Annotated in this window: 29 protein-coding genes; 25 read left to right on the forward strand and 4 right to left on the reverse strand. The window is 67.5% G+C overall.

Going from position 1 to position 25,588, the window contains the following annotated elements; all coding sequences use genetic code 11:
• Positions 1-13: 13 nt before the first annotated feature.
• From ffh to trmD, 6 genes are all read left to right on the forward strand, one after another.
• The gene (ffh, locus tag AC0IX4_RS10740) at positions 14-1,582 is read left to right on the forward strand and encodes a signal recognition particle protein (RefSeq protein ID WP_056074480.1); all 1,569 of its coding nucleotides are present in this window, start codon (positions 14-16) and stop codon (positions 1,580-1,582) included.
• A gap of 27 nt (positions 1,583-1,609) precedes the next feature.
• The gene (locus AC0IX4_RS10745) at positions 1,610-2,674 is read left to right on the forward strand and encodes a metal-dependent hydrolase family protein (RefSeq protein WP_471829301.1); all 1,065 of its coding nucleotides are present in this window, start codon (positions 1,610-1,612) and stop codon (positions 2,672-2,674) included.
• A gap of 206 nt (positions 2,675-2,880) precedes the next feature.
• A complete protein-coding gene (gene rpsP, locus AC0IX4_RS10750) occupies positions 2,881-3,345 on the forward strand; it encodes a 30S ribosomal protein S16 (RefSeq protein ID WP_042572529.1) in 465 nt (154 codons plus the stop codon).
• Positions 3,342-3,584, forward strand: coding sequence for an RNA-binding protein (locus AC0IX4_RS10755; protein ID WP_042572530.1), 243 nt, complete (start codon positions 3,342-3,344; stop codon positions 3,582-3,584). Before rpsP ends, AC0IX4_RS10755 begins: the two co-directional genes overlap by 4 nt.
• 10 nt (positions 3,585-3,594) lie before the next feature.
• On the forward strand, positions 3,595-4,140 hold the full coding sequence (gene rimM / locus AC0IX4_RS10760; RefSeq protein WP_042572684.1) for a ribosome maturation factor RimM: 546 nt from the start codon (positions 3,595-3,597) through the stop codon (positions 4,138-4,140).
• Positions 4,140-4,829, forward strand: coding sequence for a tRNA (guanosine(37)-N1)-methyltransferase TrmD (gene trmD, locus AC0IX4_RS10765; protein ID WP_471828939.1), 690 nt, complete (start codon positions 4,140-4,142; stop codon positions 4,827-4,829). The genes rimM and trmD overlap by 1 nt, the downstream gene beginning before the upstream one ends.
• Here the strand turns inward: trmD and AC0IX4_RS10770 are convergent.
• Complete coding sequence (locus tag AC0IX4_RS10770; protein ID WP_471828940.1) at positions 4,826-5,785, reverse strand: hypothetical protein; 960 nt, start codon at positions 5,783-5,785, stop codon at positions 4,826-4,828. The genes trmD and AC0IX4_RS10770 overlap by 4 nt on opposite strands.
• An 83-nt stretch (positions 5,786-5,868) precedes the next feature.
• Here AC0IX4_RS10770 and AC0IX4_RS10775 point away from each other — a divergent pair, with 83 nt between their 5' ends.
• The 6 genes from AC0IX4_RS10775 to AC0IX4_RS10800 all read left to right on the forward strand — a co-directional run bounded on the left by AC0IX4_RS10775 (position 5,869) and on the right by AC0IX4_RS10800 (position 11,540).
• Positions 5,869-8,181 (forward strand): Tex family protein, encoded by a 2,313-nt coding sequence (locus AC0IX4_RS10775; protein WP_471829302.1) that lies wholly within the window; start codon positions 5,869-5,871, stop codon positions 8,179-8,181.
• 67 nt (positions 8,182-8,248) lie between these two features.
• The gene (locus AC0IX4_RS10780; protein WP_042572532.1) at positions 8,249-9,106 is read left to right on the forward strand and encodes a hypothetical protein; all 858 of its coding nucleotides are present in this window, start codon (positions 8,249-8,251) and stop codon (positions 9,104-9,106) included.
• Positions 9,107-9,299: 193 nt separating this feature from the next.
• A complete protein-coding gene (gene rplS, locus AC0IX4_RS10785; protein WP_042572533.1) occupies positions 9,300-9,641 on the forward strand; it encodes a 50S ribosomal protein L19 in 342 nt (113 codons plus the stop codon).
• A 94-nt stretch (positions 9,642-9,735) separates the two neighbouring features.
• Positions 9,736-10,491 carry a signal peptidase I gene (lepB, locus tag AC0IX4_RS10790; protein WP_042572534.1) on the forward strand — a complete coding sequence of 252 codons (756 nt, stop codon included), beginning with the start codon at positions 9,736-9,738 and terminating at the stop codon, positions 10,489-10,491.
• Between the two features lie 80 nt (positions 10,492-10,571).
• Positions 10,572-11,201: a ribonuclease HII gene (locus tag AC0IX4_RS10795; protein WP_471829303.1), complete on the forward strand. Its 630-nt coding sequence runs from the start codon at positions 10,572-10,574 to the stop codon at positions 11,199-11,201.
• Between the two features lie 33 nt (positions 11,202-11,234).
• The gene (locus AC0IX4_RS10800) at positions 11,235-11,540 is read left to right on the forward strand and encodes a DUF2469 domain-containing protein (RefSeq protein WP_027505026.1); all 306 of its coding nucleotides are present in this window, start codon (positions 11,235-11,237) and stop codon (positions 11,538-11,540) included.
• Here AC0IX4_RS10800 and AC0IX4_RS10805 read toward each other — a convergent pair.
• A complete protein-coding gene (locus tag AC0IX4_RS10805; RefSeq protein ID WP_056074487.1) occupies positions 11,524-11,814 on the reverse strand; it encodes a hypothetical protein in 291 nt (96 codons plus the stop codon). The genes AC0IX4_RS10800 and AC0IX4_RS10805 overlap by 17 nt on opposite strands.
• A 185-nt stretch (positions 11,815-11,999) precedes the next feature.
• Between AC0IX4_RS10805 and AC0IX4_RS10810 the strand changes: the two genes are divergently transcribed.
• Genes AC0IX4_RS10810 through dprA form a run of 3 tightly spaced genes read left to right on the forward strand, consistent with a single transcriptional unit; the run spans position 12,000 to position 15,018 of the window.
• A complete protein-coding gene (locus tag AC0IX4_RS10810) occupies positions 12,000-12,356 on the forward strand; it encodes a YraN family protein (protein ID WP_471828941.1) in 357 nt (118 codons plus the stop codon).
• Positions 12,356-13,867 (forward strand): YifB family Mg chelatase-like AAA ATPase, encoded by a 1,512-nt coding sequence (locus tag AC0IX4_RS10815; protein ID WP_471828942.1) that lies wholly within the window; start codon positions 12,356-12,358, stop codon positions 13,865-13,867. The genes AC0IX4_RS10810 and AC0IX4_RS10815 overlap by 1 nt, the downstream gene beginning before the upstream one ends.
• Positions 13,864-15,018, forward strand: a complete 1,155-nt coding sequence (gene dprA / locus AC0IX4_RS10820) for a DNA-processing protein DprA (protein WP_471828943.1) — start codon at positions 13,864-13,866, stop codon at positions 15,016-15,018. The genes AC0IX4_RS10815 and dprA overlap by 4 nt, the downstream gene beginning before the upstream one ends.
• Here the strand turns inward: dprA and AC0IX4_RS10825 are convergent.
• On the reverse strand, positions 14,941-16,236 hold the full coding sequence (locus AC0IX4_RS10825; RefSeq protein WP_471828944.1) for a DNA cytosine methyltransferase: 1,296 nt from the start codon (positions 16,234-16,236) through the stop codon (positions 14,941-14,943). The genes dprA and AC0IX4_RS10825 overlap by 78 nt on opposite strands.
• Before the next feature lie 224 nt (positions 16,237-16,460).
• Between AC0IX4_RS10825 and AC0IX4_RS10830 the strand changes: the two genes are divergently transcribed.
• The 4 genes from AC0IX4_RS10830 to AC0IX4_RS10845 all read left to right on the forward strand — a co-directional run bounded on the left by AC0IX4_RS10830 (position 16,461) and on the right by AC0IX4_RS10845 (position 19,777).
• Positions 16,461-16,802, forward strand: coding sequence for a histone-like nucleoid-structuring protein Lsr2 (locus AC0IX4_RS10830; protein WP_042572540.1), 342 nt, complete (start codon positions 16,461-16,463; stop codon positions 16,800-16,802).
• Positions 16,803-16,902: 100 nt separating this feature from the next.
• Positions 16,903-17,652: a siderophore-interacting protein gene (locus tag AC0IX4_RS10835; RefSeq protein WP_471828945.1), complete on the forward strand. Its 750-nt coding sequence runs from the start codon at positions 16,903-16,905 to the stop codon at positions 17,650-17,652.
• Positions 17,653-17,665: 13 nt separating this feature from the next.
• Complete coding sequence (locus AC0IX4_RS10840) at positions 17,666-18,565, forward strand: tyrosine recombinase XerC (protein ID WP_471829304.1); 900 nt, start codon at positions 17,666-17,668, stop codon at positions 18,563-18,565.
• A gap of 114 nt (positions 18,566-18,679) precedes the next feature.
• A complete protein-coding gene (locus tag AC0IX4_RS10845) occupies positions 18,680-19,777 on the forward strand; it encodes a MinD/ParA family ATP-binding protein (RefSeq protein ID WP_471828946.1) in 1,098 nt (365 codons plus the stop codon).
• Between the two features lies 1 nt (position 19,778).
• On the opposite strand, the gene AC0IX4_RS10850 is transcribed toward AC0IX4_RS10845, so the two are convergent.
• Positions 19,779-20,276 carry a M23 family metallopeptidase gene (locus tag AC0IX4_RS10850; RefSeq protein WP_471828947.1) on the reverse strand — a complete coding sequence of 166 codons (498 nt, stop codon included), beginning with the start codon at positions 20,274-20,276 and terminating at the stop codon, positions 19,779-19,781.
• A gap of 310 nt (positions 20,277-20,586) precedes the next feature.
• Between AC0IX4_RS10850 and rpsB the strand changes: the two genes are divergently transcribed.
• From rpsB to AC0IX4_RS10880, 6 genes are all read left to right on the forward strand, one after another.
• Positions 20,587-21,519, forward strand: a complete 933-nt coding sequence (rpsB, locus tag AC0IX4_RS10855) for a 30S ribosomal protein S2 (protein WP_042572542.1) — start codon at positions 20,587-20,589, stop codon at positions 21,517-21,519.
• Between the two features lie 111 nt (positions 21,520-21,630).
• The gene (tsf, locus tag AC0IX4_RS10860) at positions 21,631-22,455 is read left to right on the forward strand and encodes a translation elongation factor Ts (RefSeq protein ID WP_042572543.1); all 825 of its coding nucleotides are present in this window, start codon (positions 21,631-21,633) and stop codon (positions 22,453-22,455) included.
• A 108-nt stretch (positions 22,456-22,563) separates the two neighbouring features.
• A complete protein-coding gene (gene pyrH / locus AC0IX4_RS10865) occupies positions 22,564-23,289 on the forward strand; it encodes a UMP kinase (RefSeq protein WP_042572544.1) in 726 nt (241 codons plus the stop codon).
• Positions 23,290-23,338: 49 nt separating this feature from the next.
• Entirely contained in the window at positions 23,339-23,896 is a 558-nt protein-coding gene (frr, locus tag AC0IX4_RS10870) for a ribosome recycling factor (RefSeq protein WP_471828948.1), read from the forward strand.
• Between the two features lie 44 nt (positions 23,897-23,940).
• Positions 23,941-24,810 carry a phosphatidate cytidylyltransferase gene (locus tag AC0IX4_RS10875; RefSeq protein WP_471828949.1) on the forward strand — a complete coding sequence of 290 codons (870 nt, stop codon included), beginning with the start codon at positions 23,941-23,943 and terminating at the stop codon, positions 24,808-24,810.
• On the forward strand, positions 24,783-25,571 hold the full coding sequence (locus tag AC0IX4_RS10880; RefSeq protein WP_471828950.1) for a class I SAM-dependent methyltransferase: 789 nt from the start codon (positions 24,783-24,785) through the stop codon (positions 25,569-25,571). Before AC0IX4_RS10875 ends, AC0IX4_RS10880 begins: the two co-directional genes overlap by 28 nt.
• Positions 25,572-25,588: the final 17 nt, after the last annotated feature.

The following is a 25,588-nucleotide window of genomic DNA, read 5'->3' on the forward strand; positions in this document are numbered from 1 at the left end:
TTCAGGAGCATCGTTGTTCGAATCACTGTCCGACAGATTGACCGGAAGCCTCAAGGATCTGAGGGGCAAGGGTCGGCTCTCGGGTGCCGACATCGATGCCGTCTGCCGTGAGATCCGTCTGGCACTGCTCGATGCCGATGTCGCCCTCCCCGTCGTGCGGGCGTTCATCACGCGCATCAAGGAACGTGCCAAGGGTGCGGAGGTCTCCGCAGCGCTGAACCCTGCCCAGCAGGTCGTCAAGATCGTCAACGACGAGCTGGTCGGCATCCTCGGCGGCGAGACACGTCGGGTGGAGTTCGCCAAGAACCCGCCCACGGTCATCATGCTGGCGGGTCTGCAGGGCTCCGGTAAGACGACGCTGGCCGGAAAGCTGGCCAAATGGCTCAAGGACCAGAACCACACGCCGCTGCTCGTCGCCTGTGACCTCCAGCGCCCCGGGGCCGTCAGTCAGCTGCAGATCGTCGGTGAACGCGCCGGGGCCTCGGTCTTCGCGCCGCATCCCGGGACGTCCATCGGTGGCGGCGAGAACGCCCTCGGCGTGACGGCGGCGGATCCCGTCGAGGTTGCTCGGGCGGGTGTCGCCGAGGCCCGCGCCAAGCAGTTCGACGTGGTCATCGTCGACACCGCGGGCCGCCTCGGCATCGACACCGAGCTCATGGGCCAGGCCGCCGGTATCCGCGACGCGACGAACCCCGACGAGATCCTGTTCGTGCTCGACGCGATGATCGGCCAGGACGCCGTCAGCACGGCGCAGGCGTTCCAGGACGGCGTCGGCTTCACCGGCGTGGTGCTGACCAAGCTCGACGGCGACGCCCGTGGTGGCGCCGCGCTGAGTGTGCGCGAGGTGACCGGTCGACCGATCATGTTCGCCTCCACCGGCGAGAAGCTCGAGGACTTCGAGATCTTCCACCCGGATCGCATGGCGAGCCGGATCCTGGGCATGGGCGACCTCCTCAGCCTCATCGAACAGGCCGAGACCGTCTTCGATGCCCAGCAGGCGGAGGAGACGGCCGCCAAGATCGGCTCCGGGCAGCTGACGCTCGAGGACTTCCTCGAGCAGATGATGGCCATTCGCAAGATGGGTCCGATCGGCAACCTGTTGGGGATGCTCCCCGGTGCGGGTCAGATGAAGGACGCACTCGCCTCCGTCGACGACAAGCAGCTCGACCGCGTGCAGGCCATCATCCGCGGCATGACGCCCGCCGAGCGCGCGGATCCGAAGATGATCAACGCGTCGCGCCGTCTGCGCATCGCGAACGGTTCCGGCGTGAAGGTCTCCGACGTCAACCAGTTGGTGGACCGCTTCTTCGAGGCCCGCAAGATGATGGCGTCGATGGCCGGCCGGATGGGAATGCCGGGCGCGCGCAAACAGGTGCAGCGCAGCAACAAGAAGGGCAAGAAAGGCAAGAAGGGCGGCCGCGGCCCCACTCCGCCCAAGGGCGTGCGCGGGGGCTTCCCCGGCATGCCGGGTGGGATGCCCGCGGGTATGCCGGATCTGTCGTCGATGCCCAAGGGCCTCGACCAGCTCCCGCCGGGTCTCGAGGGTATCGACCTGTCCCAGCTGAAGCTGCCCAAGAAGTAAGTCGGACACGTGCGTACCTCACCGAGCCTGCATCTTCGCGGTGTCCTGCTGCCCGGTGACGAGCAGCGGGACGTCTGGGTGCGGGACGGCCTGATCTCGATGGACCCGGTTCCCGGGGCCACCACCGTCGGGTCCGGTGGCTGGATCGTGCCCGGTCTGGTCGACGCGCACTGCCACGTCGGCATCAAGTACGGCGGCGGACACGAGGATCACGACGGCGCGATCGCGCAGGCGACCACCGAGCGCGAGGTGGGTGCACTGCTCCTGCGTGACGCTGGATCGCCCGTCGACACTCGCGAGCTGGACGACCACGACGACCTGCCCCGGATCATCCGCGCCGGTCGGCACATCGCGATGCCCAAGCGATACATTCCCGGGCTCGCCGTCGACCTCGAGGACGAGTCGCAGTTGCCGGAGGCCGTACGGCAGCAGGCTCGGCTCGGTGACGGGTGGGTCAAGCTGGTCGGTGACTGGATCGACCGCAGCGTGGGCGATCTGGCCCCGCTGTGGGACGACGACATCCTGCGGGCCGCGATCGACGCGGCGCACTCCGAAGGTGCACGGGTCACGGCGCACGTCTTCGGTGAGGACGCGCTGCCGGGTCTGATCGGCGCCGGCATCGACTGCATCGAACACGGGACCGGACTCACCGACGACACGGTCGAGATGATGGTCGAGCACGGGACGGCCCTGGTTCCCACACTTATCAACATCGAGACGTTCCCGTCCATCGCGGACTCGGCCGGGCGCTACCCGCGGTACGCCGATCACATGCGTGACCTCCACGCCCGCGTCGCCGACACCGTCGGGCGCGCGCACGACGCCGGGGTGCCGATCTACGCGGGAACCGACGCCGGAGGCAGCATCGAGCACGGCCGCGTCGCCGACGAGGTCGCTGCGCTGACGGCGGTGGGACTCTCCCCGGCGGACGCGCTGGGCGCGGCCAGTTGGAACGCCCGGCGGTGGCTCGGTCGGGCAGGCGTCGAGCACGGCGCTCCGGCCGACCTCGTCTTCTACACCGAGGATCCGCGGACCGGACCGGACGTACTGGCCGCACCTGACGTCGTGATCTTGCGCGGACGTATCTGGTGACCGGGCCGAGCGGCCGCCGGAGATTATGACCAGCGGGCACGGTCTGGCAGAATCAACGCCTGTTCGCCCGTCTCCGGTTCCGTACCGAGCGGCGGTCACAACATCCATTCACCGCAAAACCGGGTGCGCATGCCGTGCGCATCGCCGAATTGCGCCGTGACCAGCGGTTGCAGCACGCAACCACACCGAAAGAGGCTTTGTTTCACATGGCAGTCAAGATCAAGCTCACCCGTCTCGGCAAGATCCGCAACCCGCAGTACCGCATCGTCGTCGCCGATGCGCGCACGCGTCGTGGTGGCCGCGCCATCGAGACCATCGGCAAGTACCACCCCAAGGAAGAGCCTTCCTTGATCCAGATCGACTCCGAGCGTGCGCAGCACTGGCTCAGCGTGGGCGCACAGCCCACCGAGCCCGTCGCGGCCCTGCTCAAGATCACCGGTGACTGGCAGAAGTTCAAGGGCCTGCCGGGCGCCGAGGGCACGCTGCGCGTCAAGGAGCCCAAGACCTCCAAGCTGGATCTCTTCAACGCAGCTCTCGCTGCCGCCGACAACGAGCCCGTCGGCGAGGCCACCACGCCCAAGAAGAAGAAGGCCGCCAAGGCCGACGACGCTGCAGAGAGCGCTCCGGCAGCCGAGACCGCCGACGCCACCGCCGAGTCCGCCGACAAGTGAGCACCGTGGTCGCCGACGCCGTCGAACATCTCGTTCGCGGCATCGTCTCCAATCCTGACGACGTTCGCGTCGACATGATCACCGGTCGCCGTGGTCGGACCGTCGAGGTGCACGTGCACCCCGACGATCTGGGCAAGGTCATCGGCCGTGGCGGGCGCACCGCCACGGCGATCCGGACACTCGTCTCGGGTATCGGCGGCCGCGGCATCCGTGTCGACGTCGTCGACACGGATCGCTGAACTCGCTGTCGTGGAGCTCGTCGTAGGTCGCGTCGCGAAGTCGCACGGCATCAAGGGCGAGATCGTCGTCGAGGTACGTACCGACGATCCGGACGAGCGTTTCGCTCCCGGCTCGGTGCTGCACGGACGGTCACGTCGTGACAACCGCACGACCGACTACACGGTGGAAGCCGCCCGGGATCACTCCGGGCGGCTTCTGCTGCGTCTGAAAGGTATCTCCGACCGCGGGGAGGCCGACGCGCTGCGCGGCACCCTGTTCGTCGTCGACACGGCGGATCTCCCCGCGTCGGACGACCCCGACGAGTTCTACGATCACGAACTCGAGGGAATGACGGTGCAATTCGCGGCCGACCATCCGTCCGCCGGTGAGGTGGTGGGAACGGTCACCGAGGTCCTGCACTCGGCCGCTGGGGAGTTGCTGTCCATCGCCCCTGCCGACGAGAGCGTCGGTCGAGAGCTCCTGGTGCCGTTCGTCGCCGCCATCGTGGTGTCGGTGTCCCGCACGTCCCGGACGGTCGAGATCGATCCTCCCGAAGGGCTTCTGGACGGCGAGTGATGCGCATCGACGTGGTGACCATCTTCCCGGAATACCTCGAACCCATGCGTACCGCGTTGTTGGGCAAGGCCATTCAGAACGGCCTGGTCACCCTCGGGGTGCACGATCTCCGGGACTGGACGCACGACGTCCACAAAGCTGTCGACGACTCCCCGTACGGCGGCGGGCCCGGAATGGTCATGAAACCCACGGTGTGGGGCGATGCCCTGGACGACGTGATGCGCGACGCGGATCCCGTTCTCGTGGTTCCTACCCCTGCCGGCGTGCCGTTCACGCAGCGCACCGCCGAGAGATGGTCTCGTGAGAGCCATCTGGTGTTCGCTTGCGGGCGCTACGAGGGCATCGATCAACGGGTGTTCGACGACGCCGCCACCCGCGTGCGGGTCGAGGAGGTGAGCATCGGTGACTACGTGCTCATCGGCGGTGAGGCAGCCGTCCTCGTCATGACCGAGGCGGTCACCAGGTTGTTGCCGGGAGTCCTGGGTAATCAGCTCTCGCACCAACAGGATTCGTTCTCCGACGGGCTGCTGGAGGGGCCGGGGTACACCCGTCCCGCAACCTGGCGAGGGCTCGATGTTCCCCCGGTCCTGTTGTCCGGCAACCACGCTCGCATCGAGGAGTGGCGCCGCGAGCAGTCGCTGGAGCGGACCGCCGACCGCCGTCCCGATCTGCTGCCCCCGAATTCCTAGTCGACGACTCCGTCGGGGAACAGGATCTTCAACGCACCCGTCACGGTAACTCTGGCGTGCTTGGCGCCGTCGTCGTCGGTGACCGCGGTGTCGGCGGTGGTGTCCGCACTGCCGCCGTCCGAGCCGTACCACGGGTCCTCGCGGGACAGCACGGCGACGACGTAACGCTCACCCTCGCCGACGAATCCGGTACTCAGATGGATCCATCGGCCGTCGACGCAGCACATCCATCCCTGCTTGATCCCGCGAACCGGCTCACCCGACAACGCGCGAGGAATGCCGAAACTCTGCGGGTACCCGTCCGCGCCGTCCTCGGTGTACGCCTCGAGATCGCCGACGATGGTCGCGCGATCGGGGGCGGCGAGTCCGCCGTTGCCGTCGAGGACGGCGTCGTAGTACTGCACGAGATCCGCTGCCGTGGTGCGGGTGTTCCACCAGATGCCGTCTGCCGACGGTGCCGTCGCGGGCAACCCGTAGCGTGCCGCCACTCGCGTGACCACGTCCGAGCCGCCGGCGGTGTCCCACAACACCTGTGCGGCACTGTCGTCGGAGGAGGAGAGCATCGGTGCGATCAGCGCGCGGGCGTCGTCGCCCAGAGCGAACTCGCCGCGAGAGGACCGGAAGAGAAGGTCGTCCGCGATGAAGAGCTTGACGACGGATGCGGTTTCGATGGGATCGCGATCGCCCGAGCCCATGTAGCTTCCGGTCACTCGGTCGAGGAAACCGATGGACAGCGTGGCGCCGCGCGCCGCGGCACCGTCCAGCGCCTGCTGCAGGCGGCCGGTGAGATCCGGCGCCATGGGCATTTCCGGTTCCGGGAACTCCGGCGCCACCGGAACGGTCGCTGCCGCAGGTGCCGCGTCGGGCTGCGAGCACGCACCGAGCGCCGACATCGCCAGGACCGATGCCACCACCACGGCTGCGATTCGCCGCACGGGCGGCGAGAGAACTGTCACGTATCTACCGATCTGTCATGGCGTGCGATCGCAGCGGACCGCACGACGAGTTCCACGGTACCGGCGCGGTAAGGTCCATCGCCGTGACGCCCGCTGTGAAATCTGTCAATCGCCGGATCGCCGATGAGCTGGAGGTCGCGGAAGAGCGTGTACGCGCCGCGGTCGAGCTCCTCGACGGAGGGGCGACGGTTCCCTTCATCGCTCGCTACCGCAAGGAAGTGACGGGCACGCTCGACGACATCCAACTCCGTCTCATCGACGAACGGCTCCGCTACCTGCGCGAACTCGACGAACGACGCGACGCGGTGCTCGAGTCGATCCGCGGCCAGGGCAAGCTCGACGACGCGCTCGAGAAGCAGATCGTGCTGGCCGACACCAAGGCCCGCCTCGAGGACATCTATCTGCCGTTCAAGCCGAAGCGTCGGACGAAAGCGCAGATCGCTCGTGAAGCCGGCCATCAGCCCGTGGCCGATGCACTCCTCGGTGACCCCACGACCGACCCGTCGACCTACTCGGACGAGCAACTCGCCGGAGCGCGCGCCATCCTCGTCGAGCACTTCGCAGAGGACGCGGACCTCGTCGGATCGCTGCGTGAGTCGATGTGGACCCGTGGTCGCCTCACCGCCGCCGTCCGTCCGGGCAAGGAGACCGAGGGCGCCAAGTTCTCGGACTACTTCGAGTTCTCCGAGTCCTTCACCTCGGTTCCCTCGCACCGCGTTCTCGCTGCGCTGCGCGGAGAGAAGGAGGAGGTGCTGTCGCTGACGATGGATCCCGAGCCCACCTCGGACGAGCCGGTCCCCGGCGTGCCCTCCGTCTACGAGACGGCGATCGCGGCGAAGTTCGGCATCGGCGATCACGGCCGGCCCGCGGATCGCTGGCTGCTCGACACCGTCCGATGGGCATGGCGGACGAAGCTCCTGGTCAGCCTCGGCATCGACACCCGAATGCGGCTGCGACAGGCTGCCGAGGAGCGTGCCGTCGACGTCTTCGCGTCCAATCTGAAGGACCTGCTCCTGGCCGCCCCCGCAGGCAGCAGGACGACCATGGGCCTGGACCCGGGTTTCCGGACCGGCACCAAGGTCGCCGTCGTCGATCCGACGGGCAAAGTGCTGGCGTACGACACGATCTACCCGCACAAGCCGCAGGGGAAGTGGAACGACGCGCTGGCCACCCTTGCCGGGTTGGCCGCGAAGCACGGCGTCGACCTGGTGGCGATCGGTAACGGCACCGCGTCACGCGAGACCGACGCGCTCGCCGCGGAACTGATCGCGAAGTACCCGGCCGCGAAGCTGACCAAGGCGATGGTCTCGGAGGCCGGTGCGTCCGTGTACTCCGCATCGGCCTACGGCTCGCGTGAACTCCCCGACCTCGACGTCTCGATCCGCGGCGCGGTGTCCATCGCGCGTCGCCTCCAGGATCCGCTCGCGGAACTGGTCAAGATCGACCCGAAGTCGATCGGCGTCGGGCAGTACCAGCACGACGTGTCCGAGTCGATGCTCGCGCGATCGCTGGGCGCCGTCGTCGAGGACGCGGTGAACGCTGTCGGAGTCGACGTGAACACTGCCAGCGTCCCGCTTCTCGCCCGAGTATCGGGCGTCGCCACGACCCTCGCCGAGTCGATCGTCGCGCACCGGGATGCGAACGGCCCGTTCCGGTCACGGTCCGCACTGCAGAAGGTGCCCCGCCTCGGGCCCAAGGCATTCGAGCAGTGTGCGGGCTTCCTCCGCATCACCGACGGCGACGACCCGCTCGACAGGTCCAGCGTCCACCCCGAGGCGTACCCCGTGGTGCGCCGCATCGTCGACAAGGCAGGTGTGGGGGTTCGCGAGGTCGTCGGCAACGAACGGGTTCTGCGATCGCTGCGTCCGCAGGACTTCGTCGACGACCGCTTCGGGCTCCCGACCGTCACCGACATCCTCGCCGAGCTCGAGAAGCCGGGCCGTGACCCCCGCCCCGAGTTCGCGACGGCAACCTTCGCCGCGGGAGTGGAGAAGGTGGGGGATCTCGAACCGGGAATGGTGCTCGAAGGTGTCGTCACCAACGTCGCGGCGTTCGGGGCCTTCGTCGACGTGGGTGTCCACCAGGACGGGCTGGTGCACGTCTCCGCGATGTCGACGGAGTTCGTCCGCGACCCGCACGACGTCGTCAAGTCGGGACAGGTGGTCAAGGTCAAGGTCATGGAGGTCGACCTCCCGCGCCAGCGCATCGGCCTGTCGCTGCGGCTCGACGACGAGATCGGCGGCGGATCCCCGCGCACCGCGCAGAACTCCGCACCGGAACGCCGGGACCGGCGCGGCGCCGGTGCCGCCCCGCGGAAGACTGCGAAACAACCGCCTGCGCCCGCGGCAGCGGGATCCATGGCCGACGCCCTGCGCAGAGCGGGCTTCGGAAAGTAGGCGCCCGCCGGACCGGCCTCGATACACTGCGAGCGTCCGGTCCGGCACGGATCCGAGAGGTGGAGCGATGGAGCGGTGGCTGCATCACGTCTCCGACGAGGGCCGGATCCCGCTGTTGTTCTTCCTGGTGGGGTTCATCGTCGGCTTCGCGTTCATCCGGTTCAGCGTGCGCATGATCCGTGCACAGGTGTCCTGGTGGCCCGGCAACGTCACGCCGGGTGGGCACCACGTGCATCACGTGGTCTTCGGCGTCGTCTGCATGCTGGTGTCCGGGGTGGCGATGATCGCGGTCTACGTCGACGGCACGCAGACCACGGGGGCGGTGCTGGCGACGTTCTTCGGCATCGGCGCCGCGCTGGTCCTCGACGAGTTCGCGCTGATCTTCTATCTGGAGGACGTGTACTGGGCAGAACAGGGCCGAACCTCCGTCGACGCGGTCTTCGTCGCCGTCGCGGCCACCATCATGCTGTTGTTCGGTCTGAAGCCGCTGGAATTCTTCGACGTGGCCGGATTCCGCGAGGACGCGAACGTCGGGGTCCGGGTCCTGATCGTCGTTCTCGCCGCGCTCAACCTGCTGTTGGCCGCGATCGTGCTGGCCAAGGGGAAGATCTGGACGGGCCTGGTCGGCCTGTTCTTCCTCCCGTTGCTCCTGATCGGTGCGATCAGACTGTCCCGCCCCGGTGCGCCGTGGGCCCGATGGCGCTACACCCGGCGGCCGAAGAGGATGGCGAAGGCGCTGCGCCGGGAGAAGAACCTCCGACGGCCGGTGGTGCGCGCCAAGATCTGGATGCAGGACGCGATAGCCGGCACCCCGGACGCCGAGCACGTCCGTGCGGTCACGGAGGACGTCCTGGACCGCGTCGTGCAGCCCGCACCGCCTCCGTCGTCGAGTCGGACGGACAGGGAACACGTGACGACGGGCTGATCCCCGGTCGATTTCGTCTCGACCTGTCTCTCTGGCACAATCGTGGGGTTGCCCGACCCGGCGCGTGCGTTCCGCATGCTCCGACAACGGGTGGACACCTATTCGGAGTACGAACCAGTCGAGCGTCGACGGCACCATCGTCGGCAGCCGCTCGGGTCCTCTGCTCGAGATCTCGTCACAGCAAGGATGAACCATGAACACCCTGGATTTCCTGGACAAGCAGTCGCTGCGTAGCGACATTCCCGAGTTCCGCCCGGGCGACACACTGAACGTGCACGTGAAGGTCATCGAGGGCTCGAAAGAGCGCGTGCAGATCTTCAAGGGCGTCGTCATTCGGCGTCAGGGTGGCGGCATCCGCGAGACCTTCACGGTCCGCAAGGTGTCCTTCGGCGTCGGTGTCGAGCGCACCTTCCCCGTCCACACCCCGAACATCTCCCTCATCGAGGTCGTGACCCGCGGTGACGTGCGTCGCGCCAAGCTGTACTACCTGCGCGAGCTGCGCGGCAAGAAGGCCAAGATCAAGGAAAAGCGCTGATCCACGGCGTCGTTCGTCGTCCGGCCGGGCACACGAGGTTCTTCCTCGGGTGTCCGGCCGTTCCATATTCCGGGCCTGCAGTTAATCTCTAGTCGTGACGGACAAGCGCGTGAGCGACGACAACGACGACACGCCACCGGTGAAGAAGCCCCGGTCCTTCTGGCGGGAACTTCCCATCCTCATCCTGGTCGCGCTCGTTCTGAGCTTCCTCTTGCAGACCTTCGTCGCGAGGGTGTATCTCATCCCCTCCGAGTCGATGGAGCCGACGCTGCACGGCTGCACCGGGTGCACCGGCGACCGCATCGTGGTGGAGAAGGTGTCCTACCGTTTCGGTGATCCGAAGGCTGGTGACGTCATCGTCTTCCGCGGCCCTCCGTCGTGGGACGGTGACTACGTCTCCACTCGGTCGTCCAACGTCGTCGTGCGAGGCGCGCAGGAACTCGGTTCCCTCGTCGGCCTCGTGGCCCCGGACGAGAACGATCTGGTCAAGCGCGTCATCGCCACCGGCGGGCAGACCGTCGAGTGCTGCGACGAGCAGGGTCGGGTCCTGGTGGACGGCAAGCCTCTCGACGAGCCGTACATCACTATGGACTTCGACTTCGTTCCCGGCTCCCTCACCTGCGACACCCCGATCCGGTCCGGCAGGTGCTTCGGCCCCGTCACGGTGCCGGAGGGCAACGTCTGGGTGATGGGTGACAACCGCAGCAACTCGGCCGACTCGCGGTACCACGTCGCCGACGAACTGCAGGGAACGATCCCGCTGGACAACGTCATCGGTGAGGCGCAGGCCATCGTCCTGCCGCCCGGTCGCTGGGGCCTCATCGACGATCCGGACATCCAGGGTCAGTGAGTCCCCGCACCATCACGGCGACGCCGCGGCTCTCACGAACGTCGTGGCCGCCGCGGACCGTCATCCGGCGCGCCGGGGGGATGCGCACCATGGAGTCGGCGCTGCTGCGGTCCGGGCTCGGTCCCGTCGCCGGCGTCGACGAAGCGGGTCGCGGAGCGTGTGCGGGCCCGCTGGTCGTGGCTGCGTGCATCCTCGGAGACCGCGCTCGATCGTCTCTGGAGGTTCTCGACGACTCCAAGAAGCTGAGTGAGAACACACGGGAAGCCCTGTTCCCGAAGGTGATCCGCTGGGCGACGGCGTACGCGATCGTGACGATTCCCGCAGCGGAAATCGACCGGATCGGTATCCACGTCGCCAACATCGAGGGAATGCGCCGCGCGGTCGCGGGCCTGGCCGTCGATCCCGGGTACGTGTTGACCGACGGGTTCCGTGTGCCGGGTCTGCCGGCGCCGTCCCTGCCCGTCATCGGCGGAGACGCGACCGCCGCGTGCATCGCGGCCGCGAGCGTGCTGGCGAAGGTGCACCGCGATCGCATCATGCGCCGAATGGACCGCGACATCCCCGGGTACGACTTCTCGATCCACAAGGGCTACAACACGACTCTGCACACCGATGCCCTCGCGCGTCTGGGAGCGAGTCACGAGCATCGACAGTCCTGGGCGAACGTGTCGGGACTGTCTCCTCGGACGGACGGCGACAGGGCCGATTGACGCCCCACGACGTCGATGCGGGATGATGGCGGCATGAGTGCCGAGGATCTCGAGAAGTACGAAACCGAGATGGAACTGTCGCTGTACCGGGAGTATCGCGACATCGTCGGCCAGTTCACCTACGTGGTGGAGACCGAGCGCCGCTTCTACCTGGCCAACTCGGTGGAGATGATTCCCCGCAACGCCGACGGCGAGATCTACTTCGAGGTGCGGATGTCCGACGCGTGGGTCTGGGACATGTACCGACCCGCACGATTCGTCAAGCACGTCCGCGTCATCACGTTCAAGGACGTCAACATCGAGGAACTCGACAAGCCGGACCTCAGACTTCCCGAGTGACGATCCTGGCATTGAGGTGCCAGCCCTCGTAGCCGTCGTCCAGGCCGCGAGTGTCGGCATGTTCGATGGAGCTTCGCGGAATCGACAACATCCTCGCGGTGCGTACGGCCCAGCGGTAGTCACCACGGCCGATCTCTCGTGTCGACTGCTCTCCCACGTCGTCGTTCGAGGTCCACAGCAGCGCGTACGGGTGGTCCGGCCGGCCCGCGTGCGGTGCCCGGCGCAACAAGAACTCGGTCGGCGCCCCTGCCGACGAATCGTTCGCGCTGCTCATCGTTCGATCCTAGGGAAGTCCGAGCGTCGTCGCCGGGCAACGGCCGATCCACAACCAGGGACGTCATCCCCAACATTTCTGTCGCCGCAGGTCGACCCCGTCGACAGGTCTCCTCCACGGGTGAAGGTCGTGTCCCGACACAGCACGTGCATCCAGCCCGGATGCCGGCGTCGGCGAGGGGAGCCATGGCAACACACGTGGAGTTGGGGCGGTACGGGGAGGACGCGGCGGCGGAATTCCTGACGACGACGGGGATGGAGATCGTTGCCAGGAACTGGCGGTGCCGGCACGGCGAGGTCGACATCATCGGTGCGGACGGGGACACGATCGTGTTCGTGGAGGTGAAGACACGGTCGGGTGAGAGGTTCGGCTCACCGGCGGAGGCCGTGACGCCGGTCAAGGCGCAGCGGATCCACCGCCTCGCGGGGCTGTGGCTCGCGGAGCGTGCGGGACCGTGGGTGCCGGTGCGGTTCGACGTCGTCGAGGTGATCATCGCCCGCGGTGACGGACCCCGCGTGGTGCATCTGCAGGGTGCGTTCTGATGGCTCTCGGACGGTCCTACTCGGTGGCGGTCACGGGTATCGACGGAGTTCTGGTCGAGATCGAGGCGGATGTCGGCCGAGGTCTGCCAGGTGTGCACGTCGTGGGTCTTCCCGATGCGGCACTTCAGGAGTCGCGTGACAGAGTGCGCGCGGCAGTGAACAATTCGGGTCAGACGTGGCCGATGTCGAAAGTCGTTCTCGCACTGTCACCGGCGACGCTGCCGAAGGTGGGATCCGTCTACGACGTCGCCTTGGCCTGCGCGGTGCTGGGCGCCGCGAAGGTCGTTCCCGCCAGGTTGCTCGGAGAGACGGTGCTTCTCGGTGAATTGGCACTGGACGGGCGGGTGCGCGCAGTGCGTGGCGTCCTCCCGGCCGTGCTGGCTGCGCGCAGTGCCGGCTGGGCCCGCGTCGTCGTGCCGTCGGACAGCCTCGCCGAGGCCGGACTGGTCGGGGGAATCGAAGTCCTCGGCGCCGCCCATCTGCGCGAGGTCATCGACTGGTTGGACGGTCGCACGTTCTTGACGGAGCCCGGAGTCGTCACCCCCGTGGTCTCTCCGCAGGTGGGTGATCTTGCCGATGTCGTCGGGCAGGCGGAGGCGCGGTGGGCCGTCGAGGTGGCGGCCGCCGGCGCGCATCACCTCATGCTGACGGGACCGCCCGGCATCGGGAAGACGATGTTGGCCGGGCGTCTACCGGGTCTGCTCCCTCCGCTGACGGAACGGCAGGCGCTCGAGGTGACGGCCGTTCACTCGGTCGCGGGCACGCTGACAGCGGAATGTCCGCTCATCACCACCGCCCCGTTCATCGCACCGCACCACACCAGTTCGGTCACCGCGCTGGTCGGGGGCGGAAGCGGCATGGCGCGGCCGGGTGCGGTGAGCCGGGCGCATCACGGCGTGCTGTTCCTCGACGAGTGCGCCGAGATGTCGGTTCGTGTTCTCGAAGCTCTGCGTACACCGCTCGAGGACGGTGAGGTGCGCATCGCCCGCCGAGACGGCGTCGCGCGGTACCCCGCGCGGTTCCAGTTGGTTCTCGCGGCCAACCCGTGCCCGTGTGCGTCGCCGCGAACCGCCGACTGCGTGTGCGCGCCGAACGCCCGGAGGCGTTACCTCGGCAAGTTGTCAGGCCCGTTGCTCGACCGAGTCGACCTGAGGCTGGCGATGCATCCCGCGGCGACGGGGATGTTGACCGACGACAAGGGAGAGAGCACGGACGTCGTGCGAGGCCGGGTCACCGCGGCGCGCGCGGCGGCGACGGAGCGGTGGCGCGAGTTCGGGTGGCAGACCAACGCGGAGGTTCCCGGATCCGCACTGCGGCAACAGTTCCGACTCGGCCGCGAGGCGCTGACACCGATCGAGCGAGCGTTGCGGCGCGGGGCGATCACGGCCCGCGGCGCAGACCGGATTCTGCGGCTGGCGTGGACACTCGGCGATCTCGAGGGCAGGGAAGTTCCCGGTCCGGAGTGCGTCGCGTCGGCCATGTCGTTCCGTGAACAGGGGAGCGGAGCATGACGCGGGCTCTCGATCCGGAGCGGCTGGCCCGGGCATACGTGTCGACGGTGACTCAGGGGCCCTCGCGCGCCGTCGAACAGTTGATCGCCTCACGCGGGGTCATCGATGCCGCGGCGACGATGAGAACCGGGGACGTTCCGAAGGCAGTGTGGGACAGGATCTCTGCGCGTGCACATCTCGCCTCGGCAGCGCAGAGTCTGGAACTGGTCGCGGCGTTGGACGGGCGACTGGTGATCCCGTCCGACGAGGAGTGGCCGGCGTGGCGCTTCCTCGGATTCGATCGGCAGGACGGTGCGCCCGACAAGCGGGACGCGGGAGCGCCGTTCGCTCTGTGGGTGGTGGGGTCGGCATCGATCGCGGCATCGTCGGAGCGTGCCGTGGCGGTGGTCGGCACGCGTGCCGCGACGAGTTACGGCGAGCACGTCACCGCCGAGATCGCGGGCGACCTCGCGGTGGACGGCTGGACGGTGGTCTCCGGTGGTGCGTACGGCATCGACGGCGCCGCGCACCGCGCAGCGCTGGGCGTGGGTGGGTGCACGGTGGCGGTGCTCGCGTGCGGAGTGGACCGAGCCTATCCGGCGGGCCACGAACGTCTACTGCGCCGCGTGTCGGAGAACGGCGCGGTGATCAGCGAGTATCCGCCGGGAACACATCCCGCCAGATACCGCTTCCTCGCCCGCAATCGTGTCGTGGCCGCGCTGAGCGACGGGGTGGTCGTGGTGGAAGCGGGGTGGCGCAGCGGCGCCCGGAACACGGCGTCGTGGGCGCGGTCGTTGGGCCGACCGGTCATGGCTGTGCCCGGCCCGGTGACCTCGGCGTCGTCGACCGGGTGTCATCGCATGATCCGAGAGGGTGAGGCGCGGCTGATCACGGGCGCTCGCGACGTCGCTGCGGAGGTCGGCGTCATCGGGACCGGCGCCGGGGACGACGACGCGCAGGACGCGTTGTTCGGGCGCGATCTGGACAGGCTGCCGGCGACACCGGCTCGGGTGCTCGACGCGTTCCCCGCGTCGGGGGCGCGCAGTGTGCAGGAGCTGTCGGTGGACTCCGGGGTGACGGTGTCGGCGGTGCGGTCAGCTCTGGTGGTGCTCGAGATCGAGGGTCACGCCGGCCGGGACGAGTCGGGGTGGTTCCGCATCGGCGGGCTCTGACGGGACCAGGTCGGTCGCGCGGAGGGAGGTGCCGGGCAGGATCGCGTCGTGGAGATCGGGCTTGTCACCGGTCAGGATCCACGTGCTCAGTGCCGCGAGTTGCGCGGAGATCAGCGGCGGGACAGCGTCACCGATGTGGCGGTACATGTTGGACAGCGACCTGGCGCGGAAGACGTAGTCGTCCGGGAAGCCGTTGAGCAAGGCCAGTTCTCGCACCGTGCACAGCCGGTCCTGCTCGGGGTGGGTGTACCGGCCGTTGCCGAAGTGAGCGCATTCGCGCTTGATCGTCGGAGACGGCCGGTCCCACCACAGTCGCCCGTAGACGTCCGGGTGCGAGCCGAAGCGACCGGCCGCGACGAGTCTGCTCATCGCGGGTGTCAGGAGGTCGTCGCCCGACGGGGTGGAGCGCAGGTCCAGCCACGACCCGCCGTCGTGGGGGAGTGCCCTCAGACGCCGGAGCGTGGAGTCGCGGCCGATGCTGGGTGAGACGTGCATCGGATCGGTCGGTGACGTCACTCCCGCCTCGACCGCGCGGAGATGCCCGATCGCGCGTCGGACGGTCGTGGCCTCGGACGTGACGCCGACGCCCGACCACAGATCGGACATCGTCCGGAGCGTGTGGTCACGCCGGGCCGCGACGACGAGCGATCGTTCGCGTCGCTGCGGTAGTCCGAAAGCGGTCAGCATGTGTACCGACGCGCTGACGTCGTAGCCCAGTCGGTCCAACCGCTCCGACAACACGTCGAGGTGTCCGCGGAAATTCCCGCCGACCAATTCCCGCGCATTCTCCATCACCACGACGGCGGGTGAGAGCGCGGCGACGGCGTCCGCTACCCGGGTGACGAGGGAATTGCGGGGATCGTCGCTCAGATGATTCTGTGGATTGGCGCGGGAGAAACCGGTACAGGGCGGACACGCGCTGAGTACATCGAGCGGCCGCCCACGCAGTCGGGACGCGAACAACCGTGAAAGATCCGCACCGGAAATCGACGAGAGGTCGACGGCGTGCGGAGTGATGCCGATATTGGCCTCGTAGGACGAATTGCATTCGAGGGAACCCCGCGTACTGCTGGGTTTACCCAGTTGCGCGTCGGCCGCTCCCACCACCTCGAAAGCTCCGTGACGTGCGTAACCGAAAGACATTCCGCCGGCACCGCTGAACAGATCCGCGAAGGTCCACCGACTGTCCGGTTTCGTCGTCGGGGGAGCTGGCGTCATCTTGCGGTCTTTCCGTCAGTGTGCGACGGCGTGAATCACGACGCCGAGAACGGTGTACGCGGTCAGCGTACCGGTGCCGGTGGTCGCTATTGCCGACGCGCTACGGGACGGCGACCGTTGTGTCCTGTTTTCCGCTGGTCGTCGCGGCTGTGCTCCGTCATGACACCGATGTCGGCTGATATGTTGGAACAAGTTCATTCCACCTCGCGAGGAGCGCAGAAACAATGGCAAGACGTACAACGGTACAAATGATCGACGATGTCGACGGCTCCTTGATCAAGGAGGGCCAGGGAGAAACTGTCGAGTTCTCGATCGGTGGGGTGTCGTATTCGATCGATCTGAACAACAAGCACGCCAACGAGCTCTTCGATCAATTCGCGTTCTGGATCGAGCACGCGGAGAAGGTCGGCGGACGCAAGGCTCGTCGCGCCACCGCGTCGACCGGCAGCAAGCCGCGTCAGAACCTGCAGGAGGTTCGCGCCTGGGCCAAGGAGAACGGCTTCGAGGTCAGCACGCGGGGCCGCATCAGTCAGGAGATCCAGGACGCGTACGACGCCGCTCACTGATCGAGCCTCTCATGGTCCCCGGCGTTGATCTTAGGGTAGGCTAACCCCAGATCGACCCGGAGGCCACCGAACGGTGGCACGTTTTCGACGGAGGTGTCCTGTGGCGCGACGACTGACCACCATGACCGTGGTGCGCACCGAGCGTCTCACGGCGCACATGGTTCGAGTAGTGCTCGGCGGCAACGGTTTCGACGAGTTCGAGGCCTCCGAGTTCACGGACGGATACGTCAAGTTGCACTTCGGGGACCCTGAGCAACCCACGCTGCGCACCTACACCGTCAGCCGGGTCGACCGTGCGGCGCGCGAGATCGCGATCGACTTCGTCGTCCACGGCGACGAGGGCGTAGCGGGACCGTGGGCACGTCGGGCGGCCCCCGGTGACTCCCTGTCGTTCTTCGGCCCCAGCGGTGCCTACGCCCCGCGCGTCGACGCCCAGTGGCACCTCCTCGCAGGCGACGAGACTGCGCTGCCGGCTATCTCCGCTGCGCTGGCCGCGCTCCCCGAAGGAGTCCCCGCGCGCGTCGTGCTGGAGGCCGCGGACCCGCAGGACCGACTCGACATCGCCGCTCCGGCGTCCGTGGACGTGCGGTGGGTCTTCCGGTCCGACTCCGGCGACGGGGTGAGCAGCGTGCTCGCCGACGCCGTCCGGGACATCGCATGGCTTCCCGGACAGGTACATGTGTTCGTACACGGCGAAGCTCAGTCGGTGATGCACGAGATCCGGCCGTATATCCGCAAGGAGCGTGGCGTTACCGCGGAATGGGCGTCGATCTCGGGATACTGGCGACGTGGTCGAACCGAGGAAGGCTTCCGGACCTGGAAGCGAGAGCTCGCCGCCAGCGAGTCCTGAGCTCGGTCCGGAACTGCTCGAACGGTTCGCCCGACATCTCGCGTGGCAGCGCAACAGGTCCGAGCACACGATCCGTGCCTACGTCGGCGACGTGGAGAAGTTGATCGCATTCTGTTCGGCGGCCGCACCCGATGCGGACGGAATGGCGTCACTCGTCACACTCCGCGCGCTGAGGTCCTGGCTGGCATCGATGTCCGCGGACGGGGCGTCACGTGCGACGCTCGCCAGGCGGGCCAGCTCCGCGCGGACGTTCACGGCGTGGCTGTGTTCGATCGGAACCCTGACCGTCGATCCCGCGGCCAGACTCGTCGCGCCTCCGGCGCACCGGACGTTGCCCGGTGTCCTGCGTGAACGTGACGCCGCGGAGGCGATGAAGGCCGCGGAGTCCGGTGCTCGTGAGCTGGAACCGGTGGCGTTGCGTGACCGCCTCGTCGTCGAACTGCTCTATGCCACCGGTATCCGCGTCGGCGAGTTGTGCGGACTGGACGTCGACGACGTCGACCGTGACCGCCGCGTACTCCGCGTGATCGGCAAGGGCGACAAGGAGCGAGTGGTTCCGTTCGGGCGGCCCGCCGACGACGCCCTCGACGCCTGGATGCGCGTCGGTCGACCGGCGTTGGTGACGTCGGCGTCGGGTGCGGCCCTGTTGGTGGGTCGACGCGGGGGACGGTTGAACCAGCGTCAGGCCCGCACGATCGTCCACGACGTTCTCTCCGCGGTTCCCGGAGCGCCGGACCTCGGCCCACACGGTCTCCGTCATTCCGCGGCGACGCATCTTCTCGAGGGTGGAGCGGATCTCAGGGTGGTCCAGGAACTGCTCGGGCACGCCTCCCTGGCGACGACGCAGATCTACACGCATGTCTCCGTCGAGCGTCTCCGCGCCGTGCACGACCAGGCGCATCCACGCGCCTGACGCCCTTCGGTGCCGCTCACCGCACGTTTGGTACCGTCGGCCACCGGGGGACTTGCGCTGTCGAGTGGGTGTGTCGTACACCGTTCACCCCGTCCGGCGAAAGGATGGCCGATCGTGAACAGTCGAGACGACGACTACCGTCCCCGCCCGGATGCGCCGCAGACCTTCCCACCGCAGACCCCGTGGTCCCCGCCCGCGGCACCGAGCCCCCGATCGACCGCGGAATCCGGCTACACGCCGGTGCCGGCCGATCCTCGACGAACCGGCGCCGACTGGGCGACCGTCGCTCGCAGACCCGATGCCGGCAAGCCGAGTTGGCGCCGGGCGCTCGATCGGCTGTGGGGACAGCAGTCGGGTGTCTCCGCGGACGCGCGCCGGGAGCAGCAGATCGAACGCATCCGCCAGCCGATCAGTAGTGACTACCGCATCGCGTTCCTCTCCCTCAAGGGCGGCGTCGGCAAGACGACGATCACCGTGGGACTCGGTTCCGTCCTCGCGTCGCTGAGGCGCGACAACGTCATCGCGGTCGACGCGAATCCCGACTTCGGAACCCTGGGGGAGCGGATTCCCCGGCAGACCATGTCGACGGTGCGTGACCTGCTGGCCGCGCGTCCGCGGATCCGCAGCTACGCCGACATCCGGGAACACACGTCTCAGTCGTCCAGTCGGCTCGAGGTCGTCGCCGGTGAGCGTGACCCCGCGGCGTCCGAGGCATTCACCGAGCAGGACTACCGCGCCGTGATCGACACGCTGCGCGCGCACTACAACCTGATCCTGACCGACTGCGGCACCGGCATCATGCATTCGGCCATGGACGGGGTGCTTTCCCTCGCCCACGCACTGGTGCTGGTCAGTTCGCCCGCCGTGGACGGCGCCAAGAGCGCCGCGGCGACACTCGACTGGTTGGGGCTGCACGGATACGCCCATCTGGTCGAGCGGACGGTCGTCGTCATCAGTGCACACAGGCCCGGTGCCGCGAGCATCGACATGGACGAACTCGAACGTCACTTCCTCGCCCGCTGCCGTGCCGTCGTCGTCGTGCCGTTCGATCCGCACCTCGCGGAAGGATCGATAGTCGAGATCGACCGGTTGCGTCCCCGGACCCGGGCGGCGTTCATGCAGCTGGCCGAGCTGATGGCCGACGATTTCCCGGATGCCGGTGGTCGCCATGCGTCGTCGCAGGCGCCCGTGCAGCGTCACCGCACCTGGTAGTTCAGCGGACCGGTTTCAGCACCGGGCGCCCGCTGTCGAGCGCGAGGGTCGGATCGAGATAGTCGCGGCCACGCCGCAATCCCCAGTGCAGACACCACGGAACACCGCATCCGGGGTGTCCCGCCGATACCGTCGCCACCGGTTGACCACGGCGCACGCGCGCTCCCGTGACGACGGTGCCGTCGACGGGTTCGTAGGTGGTCCGTAATCCACCCGCGTGCTCGATGGACAGGACGCCCCGTCCCGCGACGTCGCCGACGAACACGACGACGCCGTCGGCGGCGGAGAAGACGGTACGGGTCGGATCCCTGCTCGCATCCAGATCGACACCGCGATGGCCGGGCAGCCACCGCTGCGGCGGAGGATCGTAGGCAGTGACGACCATGGGCCGAGGGTGCAGCGGCCAGTCGAACGGACGCGCCGAATCGGCGTGTACCGGACTCGCGGTCGTGCACAGGGCGGTCAGGGCGAGCACGGCGGCAGTCCGATGCAGGGGCATCCGCTCAGCGTCTCCCGCCGGGGGCCGTGCGTGCTCGGACCGCGATCGCGCCCCGGGGACGAGTCGTCGGCCGTCCACAGGTCTCGCGACCCGGTTATGACCTGCGGCATCGCCGACGTACACTTGTTCCTGCGGCCTGTCCACACGGGTCGACTTCGCGCGCTCGAGCATATGTTCGGCGGCTGGTCCTGCGGTGCAGGTCCGCCGAACGACGAGCGCCAGGGCACGGAACACGACACCTGTCGGACCCACGGTCTGCCAGGGACTGTGTCCGCGCATCAACCGGCATACGAAAGAGAGAACTACAGCTATGGCTGTTGTGACCATGAAGCAGCTGCTCGACAGCGGCACACACTTCGGGCATCAGACCCGCCGTTGGAATCCGAAGATGAAGCGATTCATCTTCACCGATCGCAACGGCATCTACATCATCGACTTGCAGCAGACGCTGACCTTCATCGATCAGGCGTACGAGTTCGTCAAGGAGACTGTCGCCCACGGCGGCACCGTCCTCTTCGTCGGTACCAAGAAGCAGGCGCAGGAATCCATCGCAGCCGAGGCCACGCGCGTCGGTATGCCGTATGTGAACCAGCGCTGGCTCGGCGGCATGCTCACCAACTTCAGCACCGTTCACAAGCGCCTCATCCGACTCAAGGAACTCGAGTCGATGGAGCAGACCGGTGGTTTCGAGGGTCGCACCAAGAAGGAAATCCTCATGCTCACGCGTGAGATGACCAAGCTCGACCGCACCCTCGGTGGTATCCGGGACATGGCCAAGGTTCCGTCGGCCATCTGGATCGTCGACACCAACAAGGAGCACCTCGCAGTCGCCGAGGCGCGCAAGTTGAACATCCCGGTCATCGCGATCCTGGACACCAACTGCGATCCCGACCTGGTCGACTACCCGATCCCGGGTAACGACGACGCCATCCGCTCGGCCGCTCTGCTGACCAAGGTCGTGGCAACTGCCGTGGCCGAGGGCGTGCAGTCGCGTGCCGGACGCAACTCCGGTTCGGACGACAAGCCCGAGGTCGGCGCAGGCGAGCCTCTCGCCGAGTGGGAGCTCGAGCAGCTCGCACAGGCGTCCCCGGCCGCCGAGGCCACGCAGCAGGCTGCCGCGGAGACCCCGGCCGCAACCGACGCGCCGGTCACCGACGCACCGGCCGCAGAGGGTGCGAACGGCGCAGCCGCTCCCGCCGAGACCGAGGCTCCGGTCGCAGAAGTTCCCGCTTCACAGAGCTGACGACGTACGAGACCCGGTGTGCCCAGTTGACGGTGCGCCGGGTCTCGTCGTGAATCGCCACTCTTTTCTCTCCCCCCATTTCCTCGAGCAATGCAAGGAGGCTCGCCCACGATGGCGAACTACACTGCCGCCGACGTCAAGCGGCTCCGTGAGCTTACCGGCTCCGGAATGATGGACTGCAAGAACGCTCTCGCCGACAACGACGGCGACTTCGACAAGGCAGTCGAGCAGCTTCGTATCAAGGGCGCCAAGGACGTCGGCAAGCGCGCCGAGCGGTCCACCGCCGAAGGCCTCGTCGTCGCCAAGGACGGCGTTCTCGTCGAGATCAACTCGGAGACCGACTTCGTCGCGAAGAACGAGGAGTTCCAGAGCTTCGCGCAGTCGATCGCCGACGTCGCCGCGGCCGGCAAGCCCGCCGATGTCGACGCCCTGAAGGCGCTCGACCTCGACGGCAAGACGGTCGACGTCGCACTTCAGGAGCTCTCCGCCAAGATCGGCGAGAAGCTCGAGATCCGTCGCGTCGTCTCCTTCGACGGCCCGGTGGCCACCTACCTGCACAAGCGCAGCTCGGACCTCCCGCCCGCCGTGGGCGTTCTCGTCGAGTACACCGGCGAGGGCGAGGCCGCTGCCGAGGCAGCGCGCGGAGCAGCCATGCAGGTCGCAGCACTCAAGGCGAAGTACGTCACGCGCGACGAGGTCCCCGCGGACGTCGTCGAGGGCGAGCGTCGTATCGCCGAGCAGACCGCCATCGAGGAGGGCAAGCCGGAAGCGGCTCTGCCCAAGATCATCGAAGGTCGCGTCAATGGCTACTACAAGGACGTCGTGCTGACCGAGCAGTCCTCGGTCCAGGACAGCAAGAAGACCGTCAAGGCGCTTCTCGCCGACGCCGGAGTCACCATCACCCGCTTCGTGCGTTTCGAGGTCGGCTCCAACTGAGCCCCTGCTTCACCCGACCGTGCCGCTCACTCGAATCGAGTGGGCGGCACGGTCGTCTGCGCCCCCATGGGGCAAGATCAGGCGCAAGCCCCACGGACAGGAGTTGTCATGACCGAGTCGTCATCCGAACGCACCGGCTTCAGGCGAGTGTTGCTGAAGCTCGGTGGTGAAATGTTCGGCGGTGGTCAGGTCGGACTCGACCCCGACGTCGTGCAGAAGGTGGCGGAGGAGATCGCGGACGTCGTGCGCTCCGGCGTGCAGGTCGCCGTCGTCATCGGCGGCGGCAACTTCTTCCGCGGCGCCGAACTGCAGGTACGCGGTATGGACCGGTCCCGCTCGGACTACATGGGCATGCTCGGCACCGTGATGAACTGTCTTGCACTGCAGGACTTCCTGGAGAAGCAGGGCATCACGACCCGAGTCCAGACCGCCATCACGATGGGCCAGGTCGCGGAGCCGTACATACCGTTACGTGCAGAACGCCACCTCGAGAAGGGCCGTGTCGTCATCTTCGGCGCGGGCATGGGCATGCCCTACTTCTCCACCGACACCACGGCGGCACAGCGCGCGCTCGAGATCGGCGCCGAGGTCGTCCTGATGGCGAAGGGCGTCGACGGCGTCTACTCCGCCGATCCCCGCGAAGATCCCGACGCCACCCTGTACACCGAGATCTCGCACCGCGAGGTCATCGAGAAGGGGTTGAAGGTGGCCGATGCCACAGCATTCAGCCTCTGCATGGACAATGGGATGCCGATCATGGTGTTCAACTTGCTCACCGAAGGCAACATCGCCCGCGCGGTGTCGGGTGAGAAGATCGGAACACTGGTCAAGTGAGTCACCACGTGCAGTCGCTGCACACTCGAAGTTTTCGGAAGGAACGGTCGTGATCGACGAAGCGCTCTTCGACGCAGAAGAGAGAATGGAAAAGGCCGTCACGGTCGCGCAGAACGACCTGTCGTCCATCCGCACGGGTCGCGCGAATCCCGGCATGTTCTCCAAGGTGCTGGTCGAGTACTACGGTGCTATGACCCCCATCACCCAGCTCGCCGGCATCAACGTGCCCGAGGCGCGCATGGTGATCGTCAAGCCGTACGAACAGGCGCAGCTCGGTGCCATCGAAACGGCGATCCGTAATTCGGACCTGGGATTCAACCCGTCCAACGACGGCCACATCATCCGTATCTCCATTCCGCAGCTCACCGAAGAGCGTCGCCGTGAATACGTGAAACAGGCCAAGAGCAAGGGCGAGGATGCGAAAGTATCCATTCGCAACGTGCGTCGTAAAGCGATGGACGAGCTCAAGCGGATCCAGAAGGACGGCGAGGCGGGGGAGGACGAGGTCACCCGCGCCGAGGCCGAGTTGGACAAGACGACGGCGAAGTACGTCGCCCAGGTCGACGAGATCGTGAAGAACAAGGAAGCGGAATTGATGGAGGTGTGACCTCCTCCGGTTCCGGTGACTCCGGCGAAGTGAAACGAGAAGCAGTGTCCGTATCGGCCGACAGCGATTCGGCACCCGAACCCGCTCCGACGAAGACGTCACGTGCGGGACGCGACCTCCCGGCGGCGATCGCCGTCGGTGGTGGCCTGGGTGTCGGCCTCATCGTCGTCCTGGTGTTCGTGCCGCTGGTCTTCATACCGATCGCTGCTGTCGCCGTCGCGATCGCCTCGTGGGAGGTGACCAAACGTCTGCGCGAGTCCGACATCTCGGTGCCGCGCATTCCGGTCATCCTCGGTGGTCAGGCGATGATCTGGTTGTCCTGGCCGTTCGGTGCGCTGGGTGGTCTGAGCGCGTTCGCGGCGACCGTCCTGGTGACGATGGTGTGGCGGCTGCTCTCCGGCGGGCTCGACGTGGCACCGAAGAACTTCCTGCGAGACTGCGCGATCTCGATCTTCGTCCTCGCGTGGTTGCCTCTGTTCGGTGCCTTCGCCACGTTGCTGACCCTGTCGGACGACGGTGGGTTCCGCGTTCTCGTGCTGATGATCGCGGTGGTGTGTTCCGACGTCGGTGGGTACGCAGCCGGCGTCCTGTTCGGTCGCCACGCGATGGCCCCCGCCATCAGCCCCAAGAAGTCCTGGGAGGGACTCGGCGGATCGCTCCTGTTCAGCGTGGTGGGGTGCGTCCTCACCGTGTCGTTCCTTCTCGACGCGAATCCGCTCGTCGGTGCGTTGCTCGGCGTGCTGATCGTGTTCTCGTCCACCCTCGGCGACCTGATCGAGTCGCAGGTCAAACGCGAACTCGGGATCAAGGACATGGGAACGATGTTGCCGGGCCACGGCGGTCTGATGGATCGTCTGGACTCGGTGCTGCCGAGCATCCTGGTCGCGTGGCTGGTCCTGACGGCCTTCGTCTGACTCCCGTGCGAGGCGTGATCGCCAGTCCGAACATCTGGAACTGGCCGGACCTCTACGAGGCCGAGAACCGCGCCCAGGACGTGACCGGAGAGATCGCTCGCGTTCTGCGTTCCGTGGCGCCCTTCACCGACCGCGACGTCGTCGATGTGGGGTGCGGCGCCGGGTTCCACCTTCCGATGTTCGCCGCGGACGCGCGCAGCGTGATCGGTGTCGAGCCGCACCCTCCGCTCCGGGCACGCGCATCCGCGCTCGCATCCGGTCTGCCGCGGACCCGTGTGACGGGGGGAACGGCGGAGTCGATTCCTCTCGACGCCGCGTCGGTCGACGTGGTGCACGCCCGCACCGCGTACTTCTTCGGTCCGGGGTGCGGACCGGGAATCACCGAGGCGATGCGCGTCCTGCGTCCCGGGGGAGTCCTCGTCGTGGTTGATCTCGATGCGACAGTAGCCCCGTACGGCGAGTGGATGCGACGTGACCTTCCACGATACGACCCGGCCGCGGTGGAACGCTTCTTCGACGCCCAGGGGTTCGACACGACACGCGTCGTCACGCGGTGGTCATTCCAGGACCGTCGTACCCTCGACGCCGTTCTCGGGATCGAGTTCTCGCCGCGAGTGGCAGCCGCTGCCGTGCGGGCCGTCACCGGATTATCGTTCGATGTCGGCTATCGGGTGCACACTCGTCGCAGACCGACGAGCGTGGAACTCGGATCAGGAATCGAGAAGCGCCTCGATCGTTCTTCCCGCTACGGTGACCGCTGAGCCACATCCGGTCGGCA

It is taken from the genome of Rhodococcus sp. AC861 (assembly GCF_979256035.1).

Coding starts and splice junctions, on each gene's coding strand:
- rplS (WP_042572533.1), top strand. CDS start 9,300: ATGAACACCCTGGATTTCCTGGACAAGCAGTCGCTGCGTAGCGACATT.
- pyrH (WP_042572544.1), top strand. CDS start 22,564: ATGACCGAGTCGTCATCCGAACGCACCGGCTTCAGGCGAGTGTTGCTG.
- AC0IX4_RS10815 (WP_471828942.1), top strand. CDS start 12,356: ATGGCTCTCGGACGGTCCTACTCGGTGGCGGTCACGGGTATCGACGGA.
- AC0IX4_RS10825 (WP_471828944.1), bottom strand. CDS start 16,236: ATGACGCCAGCTCCCCCGACGACGAAACCGGACAGTCGGTGGACCTTC.
- dprA (WP_471828943.1), top strand. CDS start 13,864: ATGACGCGGGCTCTCGATCCGGAGCGGCTGGCCCGGGCATACGTGTCG.
- AC0IX4_RS10850 (WP_471828947.1), bottom strand. CDS start 20,276: ATGCCCCTGCATCGGACTGCCGCCGTGCTCGCCCTGACCGCCCTGTGC.
- rpsB (WP_042572542.1), top strand. CDS start 20,587: ATGGCTGTTGTGACCATGAAGCAGCTGCTCGACAGCGGCACACACTTC.
- AC0IX4_RS10780 (WP_042572532.1), top strand. CDS start 8,249: ATGGAGCGGTGGCTGCATCACGTCTCCGACGAGGGCCGGATCCCGCTG.
- AC0IX4_RS10810 (WP_471828941.1), top strand. CDS start 12,000: ATGGCAACACACGTGGAGTTGGGGCGGTACGGGGAGGACGCGGCGGCG.
- AC0IX4_RS10805 (WP_056074487.1), bottom strand. CDS start 11,814: ATGAGCAGCGCGAACGATTCGTCGGCAGGGGCGCCGACCGAGTTCTTG.
- AC0IX4_RS10795 (WP_471829303.1), top strand. CDS start 10,572: ATGCGCACCATGGAGTCGGCGCTGCTGCGGTCCGGGCTCGGTCCCGTC.
- AC0IX4_RS10800 (WP_027505026.1), top strand. CDS start 11,235: ATGAGTGCCGAGGATCTCGAGAAGTACGAAACCGAGATGGAACTGTCG.
- AC0IX4_RS10830 (WP_042572540.1), top strand. CDS start 16,461: ATGGCAAGACGTACAACGGTACAAATGATCGACGATGTCGACGGCTCC.
- trmD (WP_471828939.1), top strand. CDS start 4,140: ATGCGCATCGACGTGGTGACCATCTTCCCGGAATACCTCGAACCCATG.
- tsf (WP_042572543.1), top strand. CDS start 21,631: ATGGCGAACTACACTGCCGCCGACGTCAAGCGGCTCCGTGAGCTTACC.
- rpsP (WP_042572529.1), top strand. CDS start 2,881: ATGGCAGTCAAGATCAAGCTCACCCGTCTCGGCAAGATCCGCAACCCG.